This window comes from Microcoleus sp. FACHB-1515, assembly GCF_014696105.1.
GTDB lineage: Bacteria > Cyanobacteriota > Cyanobacteriia > Elainellales > Elainellaceae > JAAUTJ01.
This window is the reverse complement of the sequence record NZ_JACJPO010000030.1, coordinates 1-13,807: the sequence shown is the minus strand read 5'-3', so window position 1 is coordinate 13,807 and position 13,807 is coordinate 1. Positions and strand designations below refer to the sequence as shown.

Genomic DNA, 13,807 nt, shown 5'->3' with positions numbered 1-13,807 from the left:
GATTCGCCTCGATTGAAATCAAAAACATTCAATCGAATTTCACTTGTTTGTGAAATTATTTGCTAGCGATCGCGACGGGGTTCTGGCGGTTTTTCGTAGTCCTCGTAGGCGGCAACGATGCGCTGGACGAGCGGATGGCGAACGACATCGGCCTTGGTGAGCTGACAGAAGGCAATGCCCTCAACGCGACGGAGAATGCGTTCTGCGATCGCCAGCCCCGAAGCTTGATTGGGTGGCAAATCCGTCTGCGTCAGATCGCCCGTTACCACCATGCGCGAATTCGATCCCAAGCGCGTCAGCACCATTTTCATCTGAGCAGGCGTTGTATTTTGGGCTTCATCCAGAATCACAAACGCATTGCTCAACGTCCGACCGCGCATGTAGGCCAAGGGCGCAACTTCGATTACGCCGCGCTCCATCAGGCTCGGCACTTTTTCCGCATCGAGCATTTCATACAGCGCATCGTAGAGCGGACGCAAATAGGGATTCACCTTTTGCTGAAGATCGCCCGGAAGAAAGCCCAAGCGTTCGCCTGCTTCGACAGCAGGACGGGTCAAAATCAAGCGTTCGTACTGATTGCTGAGCAAAGCTTGAACCGCGACGATCGCCGCCAAAAACGTTTTTCCCGTTCCGGCTGGCCCAATGCAAAAGGTTAGATCGTGCGTCCGAATGGCCTGGATATACTGCCGCTGGCGAAACGTTTTGGCGCGGATGTCTTCGCCGCGCCGAGTTCGGGCGATCACGTCGCGCTGCAAGTCTTGCAGTTCGTCTTGGCGATCGGTGTCGAGTGCCTGCCGTGCGGTGGCGATGTCGGGATTCGTAACTGGTTTGCCCTGACTCCAGAAAGGCTTGAGCGATCGCACCAGTCGCACACACAAATCCACCTGCTTTTCCGTGCCGCTGATCAGCAGTTCTTGACCGCGCAGGACGAGCGTTGCGCCTGTTTGTCTCGCGATTTGTTTGAGATTGCTTTCTTGCTGACCCGCAAGCGCCATTGCCGCCTCAGCGCTTTGCAGGTCGATCGTCGTGCTGGTCGTCACGCTGGGGGACGTGGGCGCGGTGGACGACGCGGGCGATCGGGCGACACACCGCCATTGCCGGAGGTCGATCGCGGTCGTCCTGCTGATTCACTCTGAGGTCGATCGCTTTGCGCTCCGTAAATGTCGAGATGCGCCGTATAGCCAACCGTTTGCGCGACGGCCTGAAGCACCGTGCGGACGGCTTGAATGTTGCGCCCGCCACGACCAAAAACGCGGCCTTTGTCTTCGCCTTCAAAGGCCAATCGAACCAGCACTCGGCGCGGGCGGGGGGCAATTTCACAGTCCACCTTAAGCGCGTCGGCTGATTCAAGAAACGGCGCAATGAGAAAGCGCACTAGCCCCGCATAATCGGGCGAGGCTTCCGTAGCAGGATGATCGGTCACAAACAAATTATGCTTGAGCAGGTTCGGCGGCAGGTTCGGTGGCTGGCGCGGCTTGTCCAGTTCCACCCAGAATGTTTTGCTTCCGCAGCAAATCGCGAACGGTGTCGGTTGGCTGTGCGCCTTGGGAAAGTCGGCGTTGAATGCCTTCGACATCCAGGCGAATTTCATCGGTGCGGGGATTGTAGAAACCCAATTCTTCGAGCGGGCGGCCATCTCGACGGGAAGTGCTGTTGACGGCTACAACGCGGTAGCTGACCTCGCGCTTTTTACCGAATCGCTTTAATCGCAGTTTAATCATGCCGATCGTGAGTGTAGCTTGCAGAAATTGCAGTTGAACAACTAATCATAACATGGCGATCGCGCCACTTGTTCAATCAACCCCAACGGCTAGCGGGTCGGTGTGTCCGCATTAGCGGGTTGATCGCTGGGCGCTTCCGCATCGCTGGGCATAGCTGCATCATCGGCAGCAGCGGCATCCGGAGCAGGCTGCACCGTTTCGCTTTCGATCGCTTGTGTTTGCGGCTTTGTCACGAATTCGTAAGTCGCTTTGGAAATTTGGCGAATCAGCTCTTGAGCGCGCGGATCGTTGCGCGGACGCTGCACCATCACAGTGGCAATGTAGCGCTTGCCCTGCGGCGTGTCGATCAAGCCGACATCGCCGACCATCGAGCCGATGTCTCCGGTCTTGTGGGCGATCGTTGCACCTTGACCGATTCCCGTTGGCAGCAGCGTATCGGTCTCGGTCTTCAGCATGATCGAGAAGAGACGATCGCGAGACTGCATCGACAATAGATCGCCCTGACTGATGCGGGCGAGCAGTTCTGCAAGTTCTTTGGGCGTGGTGGTGTTGGTTCCGGTCAGGTCGGGCAGCAGATTTCGCAGCGCTGTGTTGGTCAGTCCCCACTGGCGGAAACGCTGATTGAGCAGTTCGATTCCGCCGAGTCGAGCGATCAGCATGTTGGTGGCTGTGTTGTCGCTGATCACGATCATCTTGGTCGCGGTTTCTAACACGCTGTAGCGCGATCCGACTTCTTGATACTGCATATCGCCCGATCCGGTTGCGACATCGGCCTGCTTCATCGTCAACGATTCATCGAGCCGAATTTTGCCCGCATCCACGTCTTGCAGCAGCGCAATCAAGATTGGCATTTTGATCATGCTGGCCGAGGCAAACATCGACGAGCCGTTCAGATCAAGATAGTCGCCTGTTTCGATGTCAAGGACGAAAACACCAGGAGTCAACCCTGTGTAGCCGGACGTGAGCGATTCGATCGAGTTTTGCAACCGAGTCATCGGCTGTCCGGTTGGAAGCGCGACCGGAGACATTGCCACTCGGACAGGCTGACCTTCGGTGGCAACCGGAGAATTGAGCGTGGCCGATCGCGCTGCCTGCGTCACATCCTGCCGCAGTGCCGGATCAAGAACAGAAATGAGCGTTCCGGCGATCGCCCCGACGCCCACGCCCAAAATCAACAGACGCACCAGATACGTCAGCGGCGACGCTTTGCGGCGAGCACGGCGCGACTTGCGGGCAGATTCAGCAGGAACGGCGGCATGGCGAGCTTGGCGGCGGCGAATTCTTTCTTTAAGCGCTTCGCGGGTAGGTGGAGTTGGTTCAATCGATCGCAGGCGGCGCGGTTCACTGGAGCCAAACCCTGTGGGGACGCCACGAGTCCGTTCCGGCAGCGCTTCGCGCTCAGTGCTGGGAAGCTGGCGCGAGCGCGGCGCGACAGATGGATCAGAGCGACGCGCAAAGGCTGCGGGCTTGAGTAGCTTGGATTCTGCGGTCGGACGGGCTGCCGCAGGTTGTCGCTGAGCAATTCGCCGTCTCCGTGCCAGCCGCGATGATTGATTTGCCTCCTGCATGAAGTTCGCCTCCGCGATCGAGAGTGATGGGATGTAGCTGAAGTCAGTTGCGCTACGGGTAGCGTTGCCCTGCCATCTGTGTCGCCGCAAATTCTACGATATCTACACTAGATTTGCCAATGTGCGATCGCAAAAAATTTCTTACCGAGAATCATCTGGAGATTGATCCCGACTCACAAACCAAGCCATCTGGCGCAAAATTCCCCGCAGCATCGCGACTTCTGCCGCTGACAACTGCGATCGATTGAACAGGCGGCGAAACTTTTCCATTCGACTTTGCGCCGTGTGCGGATACAGATAGCCAATTTGCAGCAAAACCGTTTCAAGCTGATCGTAAAAGGCTTCAATCGATTCGATCGCCGCTCGCTCAGCCGTTTCCGGCGCGGGAAGCTGGGGATCGATCGCCATTAAATAAAGTTCATAGCAGCACACCGCCACTGCCTGCGCCAAATTCAGAGAAGGATAGTTCGGACTGGAGGGAATCCGAAGCAAGCGCTGGGCATAGTGCAGTTCTGCATTGTTCAAGCCTCGGTCTTCCGGCCCAAAGATCAAGGCGGCCTGATGGGGCGATCGCACCTGCAACAGCCAGGGCAAACTTTGGCGCGGTGACTCTAACACGCTCTCGATTGCCTGATCGCGTCCGGTTGTGGCAATGGCGCGATCGCACCCTTGCAGCGCATCCGGGATTGTCTCGACGCAGATCGCGGCTTCGAGAATGTCGATCGCGTGAACGGCCATCTGCCGTGCTTCAGCCCCTAGCGGATCGCAGTGGGGATCAACGAGGACAAGCTGCTGCAAACCCATATTTTTCATGATGCGGGCGATCGAACCGACGTTCAACGCGCCCGCAGGTTCGACTAAGACAATCCGAATGGCAGACAAAATAGACATCAAAAGAGTAGACGGAAAAATCAAAAAGTCAAGTTTCAACAATCCAGTAGCTACAAGAAACTTAACATTTCCTAACATGAATTACGACGTTTGATCGATGCATTGCAAGCGAGAACCTTGAGAAAAATTAGCGATCGAAGCGATCGCCGTGTGAGAGCATAAAGATAGTCAACGCGAATGGAACACAACTTTAAGATGGGTACACAAAAATCAACAGTCGTCGTCACCGGAGCATCGTCGGGCGTTGGGCTGTATGCGGCGAAAGCGCTGGCGCAGCGAGGCTGGCACGTGGTGATGGCCTGTCGAGATTTGCCAAAAGCCGAGAACGCCGCCAAATCGGTTGGGATGACGCCTGACAGCTACACGATCATGAAAATTGATCTAGGGTCGTTGGACAGCGTCCGCCAGTTCGTTCAAGATTTTCGGGCGACGGGTCGATCGCTTGATGCCTTGGTTTGCAACGCCGCAATTTATATGCCGCTGATCAAAGAGCCGCTGCGATCGCCCGAAGGCTATGAACTGACAATGACGACGAATCATCTCGGTCATTTTCTGCTGTGTAATTTGATGCTGGAAGATTTGAAAAATTCGCCTGCCAGCGATCGCCGTCTCGTCATTTTGGGAACCGTCACCCACAACCCGGATGAACTGGGCGGCAAAATTCCACCCCAGCCGGATTTGGGCAATTTTGAAGGCTTTGAAGCCGGATTTAAGCCGCCGATTTCAATGGCAAATGGCAAAAAGTTTGAGCCAGTCAAAGCCTACAAAGACAGCAAGGTTTGCAACATTTTAACGATGCGCGAACTGCATCGCCGCTATCACGAATCAACCGGAATAACCTTCAGTTCGCTCTATCCCGGTTGCGTTGCGGACACGCCGCTATTTCGCAATCACTACCCGCTGTTTCAAAAGATTTTCCCCTGGTTCCAAAAAAACATCACAGGCGGCTATGTGTCGCAGGAATTGGCGGGCGATCGCGTTGCTGCTGTTGTTGCCGACCCGGAATACCGTCAGTCTGGCGCGTACCTAAGCTGGGGCAACCGTCAGAAAAAAGAAGGCAAATCCTTTGTGCAGCGGGTTTCTCCGCAGGCGCGTGACGATGCCAAAGGCGAACGAATGTGGGATCTGAGCGCGAAACTGGTGGGCTTGACTTAGGCTTGAGCAATTCGGATGTCAAGCGATTGGCATTCGATCGCCCCATAGTGTGTGTTTTCAAACCCTTTGATCCTCCCCACCCCATAACAAGGAGGGAGTCATCCTCAAAGTCCCCCTTGTTATGGGGACAGGGGGATCAACCAACGGCCATGCGATTCACCAGAAGCTTTGAAAACACACCCTAGCCGATCGCCTCCGACTTCAAATCCCGCTCCATCAACGCTTCCAGTGCGGCTTTCGGCGTAATTTTGCCGTTCAGCAGGCGATACACCTGATAGGAAACGGGAATTGGAATGCCTTGGCGATCGGCCAGCTTCACCAGCACGTTTGTCGTGTTGACGCCTTCGGCTGTGCCTTGCAGGTTGGTGAGAATTGCGGAGAGCGATCGCCCCTGCGCCAGCCCAAATCCAACTTGATAGTTGCGGCTGAGTGAACTGTTGCAGGTTGCCAACAGATCGCCCAAGCCCGACAGTCCAAAAAACGTTTCTGGCTTTGCGCCCAGATGCGTTCCGATCCGAATCATTTCGGCCAGAGCGCGAGTAATCAGCGCGGCTTTGGCATTCGTGCCCAACTGCAAGCCGTCGCACACGCCCGACGCGATCGCAATCACGTTCTTCAACGTGCCGCCCAACTCCGTTCCCAAGGGATCGCTGTTCGTGTAGACGCGGAAGCGATCGGAAGCAAAGACGCGCTGAACAGTGGCGGCAGCTTCGGCATTCGTGCTGGCAACAACCGTTGCGGCGGGCAAACCCTGCTGAATTTCCTGCGACAAATTGGGGCCAGAGAGAACGGCGATCGCTTGATTGGGAAATGCCTGTCGCCAAATCTGTGTCGGGGTCAAGGTCGTGGCGGCATCAAGTCCTTTGGTCGCACTGACCAGAATGGCGCGATCGCTCAGCGGCAACGCCTGCACCTGCGCCACCACTTCGGGCAAGCCTTTCATTGAAATGGCAGACACGATTACATCTGCCGCATCAACTGCATCGGCCAGCGTCAGTTCCCCCCGTCGCGACCATAATCGAACGGTGTGACCAAGCTGTGCAGGCTGCATGGCGAGAACTGATCCCCACGCGCCCGCGCCCAAAACCGTGACGATGAGCGGTTTAGCCAAGATCGATCGCGCTTTCAAGAATTTGAGCCATCACAATCACAGCGGATTGACTAATCGGAGCAGGCAGCATTTCGCCGCGAAAATCAAGGAACTGCACGACGATCAAATAGGCAATTCCGAGCAGCAGCGCGATCGCACCTGTGACAATCGCAACGATTTTTGAGCGATCCATATGCACGTCTCAATTCTTAACCTGTTCTTGTTTTACAGTGACATAAAACTCGGCAAAATCGGGAATAACTCAAGCGTGACGTTGGCCTAGTAACATGGATACCGCACAATCTTCCTCTCCGGCAGCTTTATCGATGTTCGATCGATCGATCGTTGTGCAAACGCAAAATTTGCAAAAGCAATATCGCACCGGATTTTGGCTCAATCAGAAAGTCACGCCGCTGAAAAGCTGTACGCTGCAAGTGCATCAGGGCGAAACGTTTGGACTGTTGGGACCCAACGGAGCCGGAAAAACCACGCTATTAAAATTGCTGCTGGGGATCATTCGTCCCACTGCGGGAGAAGCGATGCTGTTGGGAAAACCTGTGGGCGCGGGCTTCGCCTCCTCCGGGCGCATTGTTCGCCAGCGCGTCGGCTATCTGCCCGAAAATGCCTACTTTTACGACTACCTGACCGGATGGGAATTTTTGCAGTACACAGCCGGACTGTTTCAAATTCCTGCTGATGTTGCCCAACGCCGCATCGCGGAACTGCTGGATCTGGTTGGACTCGCGCAGTCTGCCGCCCGCAAAAAGCAATTGCGCCGCTATTCCAAGGGAATGCTTCAGCGCATCGGCATGGCGCAAGCCCTGATTAACGATCCTGAAGTTGTCTTTCTCGACGAACCGATGTCCGGCCTTGATCCGCTCGGACGCTATCAGATTCGCGAAATTATTGCCTCACTCAAATCGCAAGGCAAAACGGTATTTTTTAATAGCCACGTGCTGTCCGATGTCGAGCAGATTTGCGATCGCGTCGCGATTCTTGCCCTCGGTGAACTTCTATGCGTCGGCTCAATTTCTGACCTGTTGGGAGCAGCAGATTTATATCAGGTGAAAGTGCACGGCGGCAGTGCCGATGTGCTGCAACAGTGGATTCCCGATTTGCAGTTTCAAGATGGCTATTGGTACGGCCATCTGAAAGGCGATCCGCAAGATTTTCTCGCCACGTTGCGCTTCATGAACGCTCAGCTTGCCGCAATGAATTTGTCACGCCCGACGCTCGAAGAATTTTTTGTGCAGCAGCTTCGTCAGCGCGGCATTACAGCGAGTCAATAAATCTAGAACTGAGCGGCGTTGCTGGTGTTGCGATCGCTTGCGTCTTTTTAACTTTGGAAATTGCAGCCTGTATTTGTCGTTTGGGCGATCGCCTTTCCGCAAACGTTGACCATGCTAGCGCGGTAAGATGATGACTTCGTTGAGGGTTGCGTGGTTTGAAATGATGCCGAATGCTTGCGTGGTGGGATTGGGAAAATCAGGAATTGCCGCAGCGCGATTGCTGAAGCGACAGGGTTGGAACGTGACGGTGAGCGATCGCAACGCCTCCCCCAGTTTGATCCCGATTCAGCAAACGCTCGAATCCGAAGGAATCACGGTTCTGCTCGGCCACAGCTTCACGCCGAATGCAGATTTTCAGCAAATTGTCGTGAGTCCGGGTGTGCCTTGGGATTTGCCTGCCTTGGTGGAAGCTCGCGATCGCAACATCGAAACGATCGGTGAGATGGAACTGGCATGGCGATCGCTTTCTGATATTCCCTGGGTCGGCATTACGGGAACGAATGGCAAAACCACGACGACCGCTTTAATTGCCGCAATCTTTCAAGCAGCGGGCTTCAACGCGCCCGCCTGCGGCAACATTGGGTATGCGGCTTGTGAAGTCGCTTTGGCAGACGATCGCCCTGACTGGATCATTGCCGAAGTCAGCAGCTACCAGATCGAATCATCCTCCACCCTCAAGCCGCGCATTGGTGTGTGGACAACCTTCACGCCCGACCATCTCAGCCGCCACTACACGCTGGAAAACTACTTTGCGATTAAGGCGAAACTGATTAACCAGTCGGCTGAAATCGTATTGAACGGGGACGATCCATATTTGCGGCAGGCATTGGCCGCTCGCTGGCCGAAGGCCTGCTGGACGAGTGTTCAGGAGCGCGGTGGACTGGTGGGCGATGGCTTCGCCTCCTCTGGGCGCGGTGCGTACATTGAATGCGGCTGGGTTTGGTTTGATGAAGAAAAAATTTTGCCTGCTGATGCGCTGAAGATGGTCGGGACGCACAACCAGCAAAACTTGCTGATGGCGGTGGCAACGGCAAAATTGGCGGGCATTGAGGCGGGAGCGATCGCCAGCGCGATCGAATCCTTCCCTGGCGTACCGCATCGACTGGAGCGCATCTGCATCCGGGATGGCGTGGAGTTCATCAACGACAGCAAAGCCACCAACTACGATGCGGCAGAAGTGGGTCTGTCAGCGGTGACGGCTCCGGTCATTTTGATTGCGGGTGGAGAAGCGAAAGCCGGAGACGATCGCGCTTGGCTTACCAAAATTGAGCAAAAAGCCGCTGCGGTTTTGCTGATCGGCAGTGCGGCGGCAGCGTTTGGCGATCGCCTCACTCAGATCGGCTACTCAACTTATGAAAAAGTGGAAACGCTAGAAAATGCCGTTCCAAGAGCCGCTGAGCTTGCCAAGCAGCATCAGGCCAATGTCGTTTTGCTCTCTCCGGCCTGTGCAAGTTTTGATCAGTTTCAAAGCTTTGAGCAGCGGGGCGATCGCTTCCGCGAGTTGTGCTTGGCGTTGTGAGCTAGCCAGACTCGGATGATTTGGCACTGCGGGAGATCAGCAGTGTTCTATCGGGTGGCAACACGCTTTCAGCGTGAGACAAAGCGCGGCTTGGCACTTCTGCATCGGGCGGCGAGGTCGCATCGATCGGAACCGTTTCGATGCGATCGATTAGATCGGCAGAAACCGCAGGCAAATCTCGGTGCGTGCTGCCTGTGAAAAATACGATTGTTGAGCCGCCCAAGCGAATTTGATCGCCTTGTTGCAAGCGACGCGCTTCGTGAATGCGATCGCCATTGATGAAACTACCGTTGCTGCTGTTGAGGTCGGCTAGATAAAACCCTTTGTCTTTGATGTAGCGAATGGCAGCATGACAGCGCGACAGGCGCTTATCTTGCAGCGGAATTCCGACCTGACGGCTATCGCGCCCGATCGTCCAGATGTTTTGTGGCTGCGTTAAGATTTGTGTTTGATCGTTGATCAGATTCGTGATGAGCTGGACGCGATCGCCCTCGATCAATCCTTGAATGTAGAACAGCTTTTGCTCTAGCAGCAGCGCATTGGTTGCGTTCTCCAGGTCAAGCAGTTCATCAAGCAGTCCCCGACGATGCTCATAGAGCTTGAGGAACGCTTGATACACATCTAAGCGCTGACTAAGTTCTCTATCGTCAGAGGTGTCCAAAGGGGCGTTGGAAAAAAGAAATGATGCTGACCATTCTAGCCGAAAAAATTCGTGAAAACACTCGCCCTAAGGAAGGGATCAGGAGATAGAGGTTAGACAAGCGTTGGCAAAAGGCGATCGATCGCCGCCTTCGCTCCAACCCCTCACTTCACGTTCAGGCTTTCCTGATTTAGGCCGGGGCGATCGAAAGATGGATATAGGAACTTCTTGGCCGACCGCAGGACTGCACGGGGGCAGCATTTTGAAACAGCGTCACTGGTTGGATTTTGCCGAATTCGCTTCGCTGGTTGGATTGGGTGTTGGCTCGATCGTTTCCTTTTTTACGACCCTTTCTGCTCAGTTTCTCTACACCTCTGCCCCCCTCTCGGCCTTGGTGCTGCTGAACATTGCCAACCGCAAGCGGCTCGAAGAACAGCAAAATCGCAACACCAGCACGGCGATCGCCGAACTCGATCACAAGCTGACACGCCATCTTGCTCTGCTGACGCATCAGGTGCATTCGCTGCCGACCGTCGAAACGGTGAGCAGTTTGCGGCGATCGCTCTTGCTGAAAAATCGCGAAGTGCTAGAGCATTTGTCCAGTGATTTAGCGAATGTGCAGCAAGACTTGCAGCAGCGAATTGAAGCGATCGAGCAGCAGAATTTGCGATCGCTGCGGCCAGAAATGCGACAGATGCGCGAACAGTATGCCCATCTGTTTGATTCAGTGGCGCAGGTCAGCTACCAGCTTCAGCGGATGACCAACTCGAATCGGATTGAACATTTGGACGCCGCGATCGCCCAAACGCGCGATCAGGTGAATCAAATTCAAGCACACTTGCAGGAACTCAACAGCACCACTAAGCCGACGCTGAGCCTGCTGCAAGACCAAATTGCCAGTGTTCATCGCCAGTTTCAAAAATTGCCGCCGCCCGTTGATGCCACGTCGCTCAAGCAGGAAGTTGGGGAACTGGTGCGTATCGTGGCGGATCTTGCGCCCAAGCGCGAGTTGAGCAGCCTGACGCGCCAAGTGCGCGATCTGCACCAGCAGCAAGACCATCAGCGACAGACGATCGCCGCGATCGAGGCAGCAGCGATCGAGTTTCGGCAGCACTTGAGCGATTTGCCGCAAGCGTTGGACGTAGCCGATCCGAAGCCAACGATGAACATTCACGCGCAGGTGCAAATGCTGGTCAGCAGCTATTTGGCGCATCTGCGATCGCAGCTTACATCCGTTCAAGAAGCGACGCAGCTTTTGATGCAGCAGCGCTCTGTAGACTCGCAGCCATCCGCGCCGCCACTTGATGCGATCGCGCTGCAAAGACAAATCCAGCGCAATCTCAGCACCGACATGACGCTGCTGAAAAAGCAAATTCGTCGCCTGCTGAACCAGCAGTTTCAAAGCGTGAATGCCCAACTGCAATTTCACGCACCCGGATATCGGCTGGTGGCGGATGTGCCTACTGTTGGCGACGCGGGCAGTCGATCGATTCTCGAACAGGCGATCGCCCAAGCGCAGCATCGCCTAATTCTGATTTTTCCTTGGTCAAAACCTGAACTTGACAGCCAAATTGTCGAACGACTCGAAGCGTTTTTGCTGCGCGGCGGACGGCTGGATTTAGGCTGGTGTCACCAAAGCGATCGCGAAGATCCGCGCCTGCTTACGCCGCTGGTGCGCGGCTGGTCAGCAGCAGGACTGCGCCCGGAACTGCAAGCCACGCTCGATCGATTGCTTGCCCTGAAGCGGCAACATGGCGATCGCCTCCGGTTCCAAATTTTGGGAACAGCAGAAAATTTTTTGGTATGCGATCGCGCGTTTGCGGCCTTGGGAATTGCCGAAGCGCTGGCGATGCAAACAATTTTGGGTGAACTGCAACTGAAGCTCTGCACAACCGATCGCGCCGTCATTGAACAGCTAATCTCGCGGTTTGAGCAGCCCCACTTATCTTCAGACGACCTCCCTGCCTACTGGAATCGTGCCGTGACGCGAGCCGACCTGGGCGACAAAGCAGGCGCGATCGCTGACTACACGCATGTTTTGCACAGGCAACCCCACGATGCGATCACGCTCAACCATCGCGGTGTGGTGCGCTACGACTTGGGCGATCGCGAAGGCGCACTGTCGGATTTTCACCTATCCCTCCAGCATGACCCGCAGCAAATCGCGCCCTACTGCAATCGGGCTTGGCTGCATGTCGAAGCGGGAAATTTCACCGAAGCGATCGCCGACTACACGCGATCGATCCAGGTGCAGCCCAGCGCGATCGCTTATTTCTATCGCGGGCTTGCCTATCAGCAGCAGCAAGATTTCCGCCGCGCTCTGAGCGATTTTGATGCTGCCGTTTGCCTCGCGCCGACTGTGGCTGCGGCCTACTACTATCGCGGCACGACGCATCAGCAGTTTGGCAATCACGACCGCGCGATCGCTGACCTGGAAATTGCCGCTGATGGCTTTGTCGATCGCGGCCAAAAAAGCAACGCCCAAAAAGCAGTCCGGGCTTGGCGACGATCGCAACGAGTGCTCGGCGCAAGCGATCGGATGTCAGAGATTCGGGGTTAGAGGGTTGCTGGGGGCGATCGGGCTGTAACGACCCCGTTCACCCGCCGCTAGTAACCTCTCAAACTCAACGAAAAGACTCGCAACGGTCGGTGTGCAACGGGATTGTTAGACAGTGCCACCTCCCAACCTGGAGTAAACAATCCGAACTACTTGGGCTACAATACGACAAAACAGAATTGCCTTGATTGCTCCCTTCAAGCCCTGTAATACTTGCTGCCAAATCCTACAGATAGCGGTGCGCCCTCATACTGACAAGATACACCAATCTTTAATCTTCTCTTATGGTCATAGTAGGTGTGAAAGTGTGTCTGTTTACGAGCTAATTCCAACTCGGATGGGTTAATACTAAGTACTCCTAAAATTGCCGCAGAATTAAACGGGCGGCTCTGACTCCAAGGTGCAGTCTTTTTTAGTTCAATATCTACATAATTCACAAAATTTCCTTCTGCCTCTAATAGCATATGGGCTTGATCAAACTCAACGATGATATTGCCAACTTTATTGGGTTGACCACCAACGGCGCTTGCCGCATCTGCAATAGACATTCCCACATACTGAAAAGGACGATGAAAGGGTGTTCTCAGAACATACAATCCGTAGTCAGTAGCCCTATTTATGGCATCTCCAAGTGTTAACGTTTCGAGATAATCGCCATTTCGAGGAGTAGCTGATGCGTGTGAATTAACTATTGAAACTAATTGAGTGGGCAAATCATTTATATCTTGCTCGAAGCAATTCTGAACAGGAACTGGAATTGATACTGTATTCTGTTCTTGCCAATTCCTATTGAGTGAACCGAGAAAGTCTTGAGGAAAAGACCAGTAAAATAAACCATTTTTGCTATCAACAACAATTAAGAATGTTGGATTTGGTTGAAGAAGCCAATAATTGAGAGTTGTGACTTTGATGGGAATTGTGATTGAATCACCTTCTACTTTGGCTTCTTCTTTTCCTTTACATTGAATATTGAATAATTTCCCAGTTGGGTGTTCTCCCCGCATGATTTCACAGATGAAGTCGATACCGAGGTCTCTCTCTTGAGGGACAGGAATAACGTTGCAAAACTCGACAAAAACAGAACTGAGGAGATCAGCAGCACTTACCCCAATCTTTTGCGATTTAGAACGTTTAGGTAACTTGGTCATGACGATACTAGAGATTTTTTCAATCTTAACCCACCAGCTATTTAGAGAAGGAAATAGACATGAGCAGTAGGATTAATTTTGGCTGTCTAACAAGTTATTAGGCAGAATGTTTCCGTATACAGGCAGCCTAAATAGGATGTGAACAAATGGTAGGCTGAGGGTGTGCCTCAAACTCTACCCTCTCAGACAATGGAAACGCTCGAACAGTTTATTCAAAGTAACCCACATA

The 13,807-nt window shown here is 54.1% G+C and carries 13 protein-coding genes; 4 read left to right on the top strand and 9 right to left on the bottom strand.

Going from position 1 to position 13,807, the window contains the following annotated elements; all coding sequences use genetic code 11:
• Positions 1–62: 62 nt before the first annotated feature.
• The 5 genes from H6F67_RS10270 to H6F67_RS10250 all read right to left on the bottom strand — a co-directional run bounded on the left by H6F67_RS10270 (position 63) and on the right by H6F67_RS10250 (position 4,180).
• On the bottom strand, positions 63–1,040 hold the full coding sequence (locus H6F67_RS10270) for a PhoH family protein (RefSeq protein WP_190765975.1): 978 nt from the start codon (positions 1,038–1,040) through the stop codon (positions 63–65).
• Positions 1,037–1,489: a KH domain-containing protein gene (locus tag H6F67_RS10265; protein ID WP_190766231.1), complete on the bottom strand. Its 453-nt coding sequence runs from the start codon at positions 1,487–1,489 to the stop codon at positions 1,037–1,039. Before H6F67_RS10265 ends, H6F67_RS10270 begins: the two co-directional genes overlap by 4 nt.
• Positions 1,431–1,721 carry a 30S ribosomal protein S16 gene (gene rpsP / locus H6F67_RS10260; protein ID WP_190765973.1) on the bottom strand — a complete coding sequence of 97 codons (291 nt, stop codon included), beginning with the start codon at positions 1,719–1,721 and terminating at the stop codon, positions 1,431–1,433. Before rpsP ends, H6F67_RS10265 begins: the two co-directional genes overlap by 59 nt.
• An 89-nt stretch (positions 1,722–1,810) precedes the next feature.
• Complete coding sequence (locus H6F67_RS10255; RefSeq protein WP_190765971.1) at positions 1,811–3,289, bottom strand: serine hydrolase; 1,479 nt, start codon at positions 3,287–3,289, stop codon at positions 1,811–1,813.
• A 141-nt stretch (positions 3,290–3,430) separates the two neighbouring features.
• On the bottom strand, positions 3,431–4,180 hold the full coding sequence (locus H6F67_RS10250; RefSeq protein WP_190765969.1) for an RNA methyltransferase: 750 nt from the start codon (positions 4,178–4,180) through the stop codon (positions 3,431–3,433).
• Between the two features lie 195 nt (positions 4,181–4,375).
• On the opposite strand from H6F67_RS10250, the gene H6F67_RS10245 reads away from it, so the two are divergent.
• Positions 4,376–5,335, top strand: a complete 960-nt coding sequence (locus H6F67_RS10245) for a protochlorophyllide reductase (protein WP_199304344.1) — start codon at positions 4,376–4,378, stop codon at positions 5,333–5,335.
• 181 nt (positions 5,336–5,516) lie between these two features.
• Here H6F67_RS10245 and H6F67_RS10240 read toward each other — a convergent pair whose 3' ends face one another.
• Both H6F67_RS10240 and H6F67_RS10235 read right to left on the bottom strand, forming a co-directional pair.
• The gene (locus tag H6F67_RS10240) at positions 5,517–6,446 is read right to left on the bottom strand and encodes an NAD(P)H-dependent glycerol-3-phosphate dehydrogenase (RefSeq protein WP_199304343.1); all 930 of its coding nucleotides are present in this window, start codon (positions 6,444–6,446) and stop codon (positions 5,517–5,519) included.
• A complete protein-coding gene (locus H6F67_RS10235; protein ID WP_190765965.1) occupies positions 6,439–6,618 on the bottom strand; it encodes a hypothetical protein in 180 nt (59 codons plus the stop codon). The genes H6F67_RS10240 and H6F67_RS10235 overlap by 8 nt, the downstream gene beginning before the upstream one ends.
• Before the next feature lie 94 nt (positions 6,619–6,712).
• On the opposite strand from H6F67_RS10235, the gene H6F67_RS10230 reads away from it, so the two are divergent.
• Together H6F67_RS10230 and murD are read left to right on the top strand one after the other, a co-directional pair.
• Entirely contained in the window at positions 6,713–7,714 is a 1,002-nt protein-coding gene (locus H6F67_RS10230; RefSeq protein ID WP_190765963.1) for an ABC transporter ATP-binding protein, read from the top strand.
• A 163-nt stretch (positions 7,715–7,877) separates the two neighbouring features.
• Entirely contained in the window at positions 7,878–9,233 is a 1,356-nt protein-coding gene (gene murD / locus H6F67_RS10225) for a UDP-N-acetylmuramoyl-L-alanine--D-glutamate ligase (RefSeq protein ID WP_190766211.1), read from the top strand.
• Position 9,234: 1 nt separating this feature from the next.
• On the opposite strand, the gene H6F67_RS10220 is transcribed toward murD, so the two are convergent.
• Entirely contained in the window at positions 9,235–9,894 is a 660-nt protein-coding gene (locus H6F67_RS10220; protein ID WP_190765961.1) for an FHA domain-containing protein, read from the bottom strand.
• A 190-nt stretch (positions 9,895–10,084) separates the two neighbouring features.
• Between H6F67_RS10220 and H6F67_RS10215 the strand changes: the two genes are divergently transcribed.
• Complete coding sequence (locus H6F67_RS10215) at positions 10,085–12,433, top strand: tetratricopeptide repeat protein (protein WP_190765960.1); 2,349 nt, start codon at positions 10,085–10,087, stop codon at positions 12,431–12,433.
• A 194-nt stretch (positions 12,434–12,627) separates the two neighbouring features.
• Here H6F67_RS10215 and H6F67_RS10210 read toward each other — a convergent pair whose 3' ends face one another.
• Positions 12,628–13,578 carry a DUF4365 domain-containing protein gene (locus H6F67_RS10210; protein ID WP_190765959.1) on the bottom strand — a complete coding sequence of 317 codons (951 nt, stop codon included), beginning with the start codon at positions 13,576–13,578 and terminating at the stop codon, positions 12,628–12,630.
• Between the last annotated feature and the right edge of the window lie 229 nt (positions 13,579–13,807).

What these genes read in the sequence shown, in the direction of transcription:
- rpsP (WP_190765973.1), bottom strand. Translation starts at nt 1,721, where the DNA reads ATGATTAAACTGCGATTAAAGCGATTCGGTAAAAAGCGCGAGGTCAGC.
- H6F67_RS10255 (WP_190765971.1), bottom strand. Translation starts at nt 3,289, where the DNA reads ATGCAGGAGGCAAATCAATCATCGCGGCTGGCACGGAGACGGCGAATT.
- H6F67_RS10250 (WP_190765969.1), bottom strand. Translation starts at nt 4,180, where the DNA reads ATGTCTATTTTGTCTGCCATTCGGATTGTCTTAGTCGAACCTGCGGGC.
- H6F67_RS10245 (WP_199304344.1), top strand. Translation starts at nt 4,376, where the DNA reads ATGGGTACACAAAAATCAACAGTCGTCGTCACCGGAGCATCGTCGGGC.
- H6F67_RS10235 (WP_190765965.1), bottom strand. Translation starts at nt 6,618, where the DNA reads ATGGATCGCTCAAAAATCGTTGCGATTGTCACAGGTGCGATCGCGCTG.
- H6F67_RS10230 (WP_190765963.1), top strand. Translation starts at nt 6,713, where the DNA reads ATGGATACCGCACAATCTTCCTCTCCGGCAGCTTTATCGATGTTCGAT.
- murD (WP_190766211.1), top strand. Translation starts at nt 7,878, where the DNA reads ATGCCGAATGCTTGCGTGGTGGGATTGGGAAAATCAGGAATTGCCGCA.
- H6F67_RS10215 (WP_190765960.1), top strand. Translation starts at nt 10,085, where the DNA reads ATGGATATAGGAACTTCTTGGCCGACCGCAGGACTGCACGGGGGCAGC.
- H6F67_RS10210 (WP_190765959.1), bottom strand. Translation starts at nt 13,578, where the DNA reads ATGACCAAGTTACCTAAACGTTCTAAATCGCAAAAGATTGGGGTAAGT.